This window comes from Parvibaculum sp. (genome assembly GCF_035511255.1).
Taxonomy (GTDB): domain Bacteria; phylum Pseudomonadota; class Alphaproteobacteria; order Parvibaculales; family Parvibaculaceae; genus Parvibaculum.
The window spans coordinates 1-8,079 of sequence record NZ_DATKFR010000350.1; the positions used below are offsets into that span (position 1 = coordinate 1).

The 8,079-nt window shown below is 63.4% G+C and carries 6 protein-coding genes; 1 reads left to right on the top strand and 5 read right to left on the bottom strand.

Annotated features, from left to right (window positions below; all coding sequences use genetic code 11):
- The 5 genes from VMR03_RS13555 to VMR03_RS13575 all read right to left on the bottom strand — a co-directional run.
- Positions 1–295 (bottom strand): carboxylesterase family protein (locus VMR03_RS13555; RefSeq protein ID WP_325406089.1); only part of this gene is annotated, 295 nt, incomplete at its 3' end.
- A 37-nt stretch (positions 296–332) separates the two neighbouring features.
- Positions 333–1,178: a phytanoyl-CoA dioxygenase family protein gene (locus VMR03_RS13560; RefSeq protein ID WP_325406091.1), complete on the bottom strand. Its 846-nt coding sequence runs from the start codon at positions 1,176–1,178 to the stop codon at positions 333–335.
- 160 nt (positions 1,179–1,338) lie between these two features.
- On the bottom strand, positions 1,339–2,757 hold the full coding sequence (locus tag VMR03_RS13565) for an efflux transporter outer membrane subunit (RefSeq protein ID WP_325406093.1): 1,419 nt from the start codon (positions 2,755–2,757) through the stop codon (positions 1,339–1,341).
- Positions 2,744–3,922 carry an efflux RND transporter periplasmic adaptor subunit gene (locus VMR03_RS13570; RefSeq protein ID WP_325406095.1) on the bottom strand — a complete coding sequence of 393 codons (1,179 nt, stop codon included), beginning with the start codon at positions 3,920–3,922 and terminating at the stop codon, positions 2,744–2,746. The genes VMR03_RS13565 and VMR03_RS13570 overlap by 14 nt, the downstream gene beginning before the upstream one ends.
- Positions 3,915–7,106: an efflux RND transporter permease subunit gene (locus VMR03_RS13575; protein WP_325406097.1), complete on the bottom strand. Its 3,192-nt coding sequence runs from the start codon at positions 7,104–7,106 to the stop codon at positions 3,915–3,917. The genes VMR03_RS13570 and VMR03_RS13575 overlap by 8 nt, the downstream gene beginning before the upstream one ends.
- Before the next feature lie 230 nt (positions 7,107–7,336).
- Between VMR03_RS13575 and VMR03_RS13580 the strand changes: the two genes are divergently transcribed.
- Positions 7,337–8,079: LysR substrate-binding domain-containing protein (locus VMR03_RS13580; protein WP_325406099.1), on the top strand; the 743-nt coding region annotated here is incomplete at its 3' end.

Here is an 8,079-nt window from a genome sequence, read left to right on the forward strand (position 1 = left end):
CGAACATGAAACGGTTCTGTATGCAGTCGTTCCCGTAGGCGGTGGCCGAACGGACACCGTCCCAATGCGCCGCCGGCTGCGGCGCGCGCCACCTGAGATTGCCGACGGGCGGCGCGGCGTAGGGAATATTCTTGAAAGAGAAGATGCCGTTCGCAGCGGTTCCCTGCAGAGCGCCAGTCTCTACCCGCACGATCGTATCGTCCTGCGCCATGGCGCCGCCCCCCCGCATCAGCCCGGGCATGAAAAACGCGGCGCCTGCCGCCGCCGAAATGGCAAGAATTGCAACCGCGCGCATGTCGAACTCCACGATGAAAGTCAGGTTTCGTCTGGGATCAGACCGGCTCGCCATTCTTCATGATGAGGAACTGGCGCTTCTCATCAGCCGCGGGAACCCGCTTGCCCTCCGCATCGACGATCTCGGCGCCGTCCGGCGCGAACTGGGCAATATAGGCCTTGCGTACCGATTGTGTAAGATTGGGCCCGGTGCTGTGCGGCGTCAGCGAGGAGAAAACGACGATGTCGCCGATTGCTGCCGGCGCCGCGATGGACCCCTCCGGCACGTCGCTGGACTCGATGTCGAAACATTGGAGCCCCCAGGGGCGGCTCTGATGCGCGAACGTGCCTTCGTGATGAAGTCCCGGCACGATCCATGGACAACCATTTTCGAGCGTTGCGTCGACGAGCGGTACCCAGCAGGTCAGATATTGCTGCGGCTCGACATAGGCATAGCCATTGTCCTGATGCCAGGGGAAGACGCGCGCCGCATCGGGTTTCTTGTAGACCGCCTGGTCCCAGTACACGCGGACATCGGGCCCCAGCGTGTCGTAGCAGAGATCGCGGAATATCTGTGTCTTGCAGAAATCACGTACGAGTTGCGAACGACGGACGATATGCGTCGTGAAGCTGATCGCGCCGACCTTCATGATGCTGAGCTCGCCGCCCGCTTGGGCACGCACGAACTCTTCCGCCTCGGCTTCGAACGGATCGATTTCCACAACCAGTTTTTCGATCGTCTCGCGCGGAATGACGTTCCTGAGCACGAAGAAGCCCTGCTCGTCATACTGGCGCGCCTGCGCCTCGGTCAGCACGCGAAACGGCCCCCGGTGCATGCGCCATTCGAAGTTCTCGTTCCGCGGATGACGACGGGCGCCAAGCGCCTCCTGCATAGCGAGCGACATCTGTTCTCCTCCCGGCCAACACGCAAGCGGCGGCGATACTCCGCCACCTTACCGCGAATGTCTTAGCGAGAAAAAGACAACGTTGTCAAGAATGCCTCCAAACTCGTTCTCCAGGGCTGCAGGAAAGGCGATGTCGTCGGAAATGAAGCCGGTCGGCCTGTCAGTTCCCAGCTATCGCGGCGTTCCGCTCCCAGCCGCCGCCCAAGGCGCGGACGAGAGCGACGCTCGCCTGCAGCCGCCGCGTCCGCACGCTGAGCGCGGCGATTTCGGCTTGCAGTTCAGCCGTCTGCGCGGTCACGACTTCGAGATAATCGGCCGCCCCCTCCTTGTACTGGATAAAGGCGAGCTTGTTCGTGCGTGACGCGGCGGCGACGGCGTCGTCCTGATGCCCGGCCTCCTCGGCGAGGCGGTTTGCCAACGCCATCTGGTCCTCGACCTCCCGGAAGCCGTCGAGCACCGTCTGACGATAATCGGCCGCCGCCTCGTCGAACTCCGCATGCGCGACCGCGAGGGCCGCCGTGCGCGCGCCGCCGTCGAAGATCGACAACAGCGCGTCGGCGGGCCCCAGAGCCCAGAAGGCGCTTGGGGCCGTCAGCAGATTGCCTCGGACGGTCTCAAACCCGCCCGAAAGACCGAGCGTGATATCCGGATAGAAGGCGGCTCTCTGAACGCCGATGCCGGCATTCGCCGCCGCGATGCGGCGCTCCGCGGCAGCGATATCGGGACGCCGCTGAAGCAGAAGCGACGGCGCTGTCACCGGTATGACCGGCACGGCGATCTTCCGCACCTCCGGCTTGAGCGAGAATGTCGACGCAGATTCACCGACAAGGGCCGCGATCGCATGTTCGAGCAACGCCCGGTCCGCGCCGACATCCGACATCTGCGCTTTTGCCGAAGCGAGCTGCGTCTCCGCGCGGCCGACATCGATCGCCGACGAGGCGCCGTCGGCATGAAGGGTGACGGTGAGCTTCAAGGCTCGCGTGAAGGCGTCGACCGTTTGCGACAACAACGCCATTTCCGCGTCGAGCCCGCGAAGCCTCAAATAATCGTCCGCAAGCTCGGCCTGAAGGCTCAGCCGCACCGAGGCGAGATCGGCGGCACTCGCGTCCTGGTCCGCCTTGCCCTGTGCGACGAGATTTCGAACGCGCCCCCACAGATCGAGTTCGTAGCTCGCGGCCAGCCCGCCTACATAATGATTGTAGGAGGCGGACTTGTTCTGAAGCGGACGGTTCGCCGACAACCGGTCGCGCTCCGCGCTCGTTTCGAGATCGAGCGAAGGAAACAGCGACGACCGCGCCTGATCCGCGAACCCTCGCGCCTGATCGTAGCGCGCGACCGCCGCCGCGAGGCGCGGACTGCCGGCCACGACACGCCGTTCGAGATCGTCGAGAACCGGATCGGCGAAGACGCCCCACCAGGCCCCGCGCGGCGCGTCGTCGGCGGGTGTGGCGGGCGACCACGGCCCGACTTCCTTGTAGGAGACGGGAACCTCGATCCTGGGCGGCGTATAGTCGGGCGCAAGATCGCAGCCTGCCACTCCCAACATCACCGCGACGGACAGGACACTAGCTGCGCGCATTTGCAACCTGATCCTTCGCATCCAGAACGCGAACCTGATCGCCGTCGGCCAGAGCATCGGGCGGGCTGTCGACGACGAGATCGGAAGGCGACAGGCCGGATGCGATCTCGACCTTCGCACCGTCGTCGCGCGCGATCTTGATGACCTTGAGCTTCACGCGGCCGCTGCCGTCGATCAGCGCGACCGTCATGCCCTGCGGACGAAAGAGCAGCGCGCTCGCGGGAACCAGAACCGCCGATCCGGAACTCGGCAGGTCGAAGGAAACCTGCGCATAGGAACCCGGCTTGAGCAGACCTTCCGGATTCTCGGCGACCAGTTGAACGAGCATCGAACCCGTCGTGTCGTTGACCGATTGCGATGTACCGGCGAGCTTCGCCTCGAAAGTGCGCCCGGGATATTCCGGCAGGACCAACTTCGCGCTCATGTCGGGTTTGATGTTGGCCGAATAGATTTGCGGCACATGCACGTAGATGCGCATCTTCGCCATGTCGGCGACGGTGAAGAGCGGCCGTGCCGCGGCATTGCCCGACGCGATGAGCGCGCCCACATCCGTGGCGCGGCCCGTCACCACGCCGTCGAAAGGCGCAACGATGCGCCTGAAGCCCTGCAAGGTCCGCAGACGGTCGACATTGGCGAGAGCCGCATTCGCCATCGCCCGCTTGACCGCAAGATCGCTCCGCTTCTGCTCGGCATCCTGCTTCGAGACGGCGTCCTGCGCGACGAGCCTGTCCCAGCGCCGGGCCGTGGTGTCCGCCAGCTTGAGCTGCGCCTGTGCCGTCGCGAGATCTGCCGTAGCGGCCTCGACCTGCTGATCGACATCGGGCGTATCGATCTCCGCCAGCACCTCGCCCGCCTTGACCTGCGTACCGATGTCGGCGTACCAGGCTTTCAGATATCCGTTGGTTCGCGCAAACACGGGCGCCTGCGACCAGGCTTCGACCGAGCCCGGCAGAGAGAGTGTCCGTTGGCCGCCATCCATCGTCGGGTGAAACGCGCTGACCGTCGGCGTGGCCTGCTCCGCAGTCCAGTCCGTCAGTTCCTGCTTCGCGAAAATGCGTGTCGTCGCGCCCAGACCGACCACCACGACGACGGCTGCGATGCCGATCAGGCCGGCTCGCTTGAGCTTGTGGCCCTGCACTGCCACGGGCTTGAGGGGTTCATGCATAGGCTTCTCCAGAGTTGGCCGCCGGCGCCGTCCGCGCGCGACCATGAACGATGGCAAAGACGACCGGCACAAACATCAGCGTCGCGAATGTGGCGACAACCAGACCGCCGATCACGGCCCGACCGAGCGGGGCATTTTGTTCGCCGCCCTCTCCGAGGCCCAACGCCATGGGCGCCATGCCGATGATCATCGCCAGGGCCGTCATCAGAACGGGACGGAACCGCGTGAAGCCCGCCTCGAGCGCCGCCTTCACGGCATCGCCCGTCGCCTCCAGCCGCTCGCGCGCAAAGCTGACGACGAGAATGGAGTTGGCCGTTCCGACACCCATGCACATGATCGCGCCCGTCAAGGCCGGCACCGACAATGTGGTGTCGGTGACGAACAACATCCAGACGATGCCGGCAAGCGCGCCCGGCAGCGCGCTGATGATCACAAAGGGATCGAGCCACGACTGGAAATTGACCACGATCAGCAGATAGATCATCACGATTGCCCCGATCAGGCCGATGCCCATGCCTGAAAAGGCCGTGTTCATCGTCTGATATTGCCCGCGCAACGTGACGGTTACGCCCTTCGGCCTGTCTTTTGCGCGGGCGTCCAGGACCGCGTTGATATCGTCGGCGACGGAGCCGAGGTCCCGGCCATTCGTCGTTGCGTAGATGTTCGCCATGTTCTGGATGTTGTATTGCGAAACGGCCGCATCGGTGGCGTCGCGCGACAACGTTCCGAGTCCGCCCAGAACCTGGAGCGTACCATTGGCCGAAGAACCGTTGATCGGCAGGTTCTGAAGCTGGTCGAGCGAATTCAGCAGATATTCCGGCGTCTGCGCGACGACCTGATAGGAAACCCCGTTCGCCGGGTTGAGCCAGTAGACCGGCGCCGTCTGGCCGCTGCCGGCCAACGCCGTCGCGACGCCGTTGGTGACGTCGCGTTCCGTGAGGCCCAACTGGCCGATCCTTGTACGGTCGGCGTCGAAGCGCAATTCCGGATACTGCGAGGATTGCTGAATGCGCGCGTCCGCGACGCCGGGAATCTTGCGCACATCGCGCAGGATTTCCGCCGCATATTTCTGATCGTCGGCGAGCTTCGGACCGATCACCTGAATATCGATGGGAGCCGGCGCGCCGAAATTGAGAATCTGGCTGACAATGTCGGACGGCAGGAAGGAAAAGGTCGCCGTCGGAAATTCGCGCGGCAGCCGCTCGCGCAACATCCTCACATAGTCGGCCGTCGGCCGGTGGCCTTCGCTCAACGCGATCAGAATGTCTCCGTCCTGCGGTCCGATCGTGCCCGTCGCGTTGTAGGCTGTATTGATGCCGCTGACCGGCAGACCGATATTGTCGACGACCGACCTCAACTCATGCGGCGGAATGGTTTCGCGAATCCGTTTCTCGATCCTGTCGAACAAGGCCGACGTCTCTTCGATGCGTGTGCCGATAGGTGCGCGCACATGCATCGTGATCGACCCCGCATCGACGGATGGGAAGAAATTCTGTCCCAGGAACGGCACCAGAAGGAAAGAAAGGAGGACGCAGACCATGAAGCCGATGATGAACCGCGTACGGTGAACGAGCGCGAGCTCGAGAAACCCTGAATAGCGCTCGCGCAGATGCTCGAAACGCCGTTCGAACGATCGCTGGAACCGGATCAACGCGTTGCGCGACGGTCCGGGTGCGCCGGCTTCATGCATGTGTCCGGGCGCGTGAGGTTTCAGAAGATACATGGCCATGGTCGGCACCAGCGTGCGCGACAGGATGAAGGACGCGATCATCGCAAAGACGACGGAGAGCGCCATCGGAACGAAGAGGAAGCCGGCGATGCCCGGCAGGAAAAACATCGGCACGAACACGATGCAGATGCAAAGGAGAGAGACGAAGGCAGGCACGACGATCTGCTGCGCGCCGTCGAGAATGGCGGTCCGCACGTCCTTGCCCTGCTCCAGATGCCAGTTGATGTTCTCGATCGTCACGGTGGCGTCATCGACGAGAATGCCGACGGCGAGCGCCAATCCGCCCAGCGTCATGATGTTGAGCGTCTGGCCGAAAGCCGCAAGCGCCGCGACCGCCGACAGGACCGCGAGGGGGATCGAAATGGCGATGATAACCGTCGATCTCCACGATCCGAGAAAAAGCAGGATCATGAGGCTGGTCAACATCGCGGCAAGCACGCCTTCCCGCACAACGCCGGAGATAGCTGCTTTCACGAAAAGCGACTGGTCGTTCAGCGGCACAATCTTCAGATTGGATGGAAGCACTTCCTGCAGACCGGGCAACCTGTCCTTGATGCCTTCGACGATGGCAAGTGTCGAGGTCGCGCCCGACTTCAGGATCGTCATCAGCACCGAACGCGCGCCGTTCACATGCACGACATTCTGTTGCGGCGGGCTGCCGTCGCGGACATGCGCGACGTCGCGCATGTAGATCGTGGCGCCATTCACGGTCTTGACCGGAATGTTGTTCAGATCGTCGATCGTGGTCGGCGCGTTGTTCAGCTTGAGATTGTATTGATAGCTTCCGATCTTGACGAAGCCGGCCGGATTGATCTGGTTCTGTGCCGCGATGGCATTGCCGATGTCCTGCGCGGACAGACCCTTCGACTGCAAGGCGACGGGATCGATGTCGACCTGCACCTGTCTGGTGCGGCCGCCGAAGGGATAGGGAATGGCCGCGCCCGGCACCGTCACGAGATTGGTGCGGATGAAGTTCAGTCCGTAATCGCCGAGTTGCTGCTCCGAAAGTCCGCTGCCCGAAAGCGCCAGCTGCAGGATCGGCACGGTCGAGGCGCTGTAGTTGAGGATCAGTGGCGGCGTCGCGCCGGGCGGCATCTGCTTGAGCACCGTCTGCGAAACGGCCGTGATCTGCGCATTGGCCAACCGAATGTCGGCACCGGGCTGAAAATAGATTTTGACGATGCCGATACCAGAGAGCGATTGCGCTTCGATATGCTCGATATCGTTGACCGTGGTCGTCAACACGCGCTGATAGGGCGAGACGATACGGCCGGACATGTCATCGGGCGAGAGGCCCGTATACTGCCAGATCACCGCCACGACCGGGACGCGGATATCCGGGAAAATGTCGACGGGCGTCCGCAAGGCCGACAATGTGCCCACGATTGCGATCACGAGGGCCAGCACGACGAAGGTATAAGGCCGCTGCAACGCGATACGCACGATGGAAAACACGGGCTCAACCTCGAGACATTGGAGATTCGGGCGCGTCGGTCCTGTCCGCCGCCGGCGCGAGAAGCCGTCACGGCGCAATCCGGGACATGTCTTGGGGGGAGGGGTGACATATCGAAGATGCGAACGCGTGACGGCCTCAGGTGACGAGCACCCGCTTCGTATTGCGCCGCATCATTGATAGTGTCTAATATATAATACCGCTTAATTGATATGCAGAACGGAATGATGCGATGGAGCTGCGGCACCTGCGCTATTTCATCCACGTCGCCGAGGAGCTTCATTTCGGCCGGGCCGCCCGGCGGCTCGGCGTCTCCCAGCCCCCGCTCAGCCAGCAAATCCAGATTCTTGAGGAAGAGATCGGCGCCCGTCTCTTCGAGCGTACGAACCGCCGCGTCGAGCTCACGGAGGTCGGGAAACTTTTTCTGCCGGAGGCGCGCGCCGCGCTCGACCAGGCGGCCCATGCGATCGAGGTCGCACGGCGCGCCCATCGCGGGGAAATCGGCGAGGTGACGATCGGGATGACCGCTTCGGCGCCTTTTACCGGGGCGGTGACGAAGGCGATCCTCGCGTTTCGCCAGAGCTACCCCGATGTACGCCTGACGATGAGCGAAATGCCGAGCCCGCACCAGATCGAAGCGTTGGCGGCGGGCAGTCTCCAGGTCGGTTTCCTTCGCGGCGCGCAACTTCCCGATCTACCGGCGGGACTCACGGCGACGGAGATCTACGAGGATCGGCTGGTTCTCGTTCTGCGCGAGGACCATCCCCTGGTTCGGAGCGGAAATGCCGTCACCATGGACGAGCTCGCGGGAGAGCCTTTCGTTTTCTACGCGCGCGGCCTTGGCGCCGGCTTCCATGAACAATGGCTGGCCTTGTGCCACCGTTCCGGCTTCGAGCCGAAGATCGCGCAGGAGGTTCACGAGCTCTCCACGCTCCTGGGTCTCATCGCCGCCGGCCTGGGCATTTCCGTACTGGC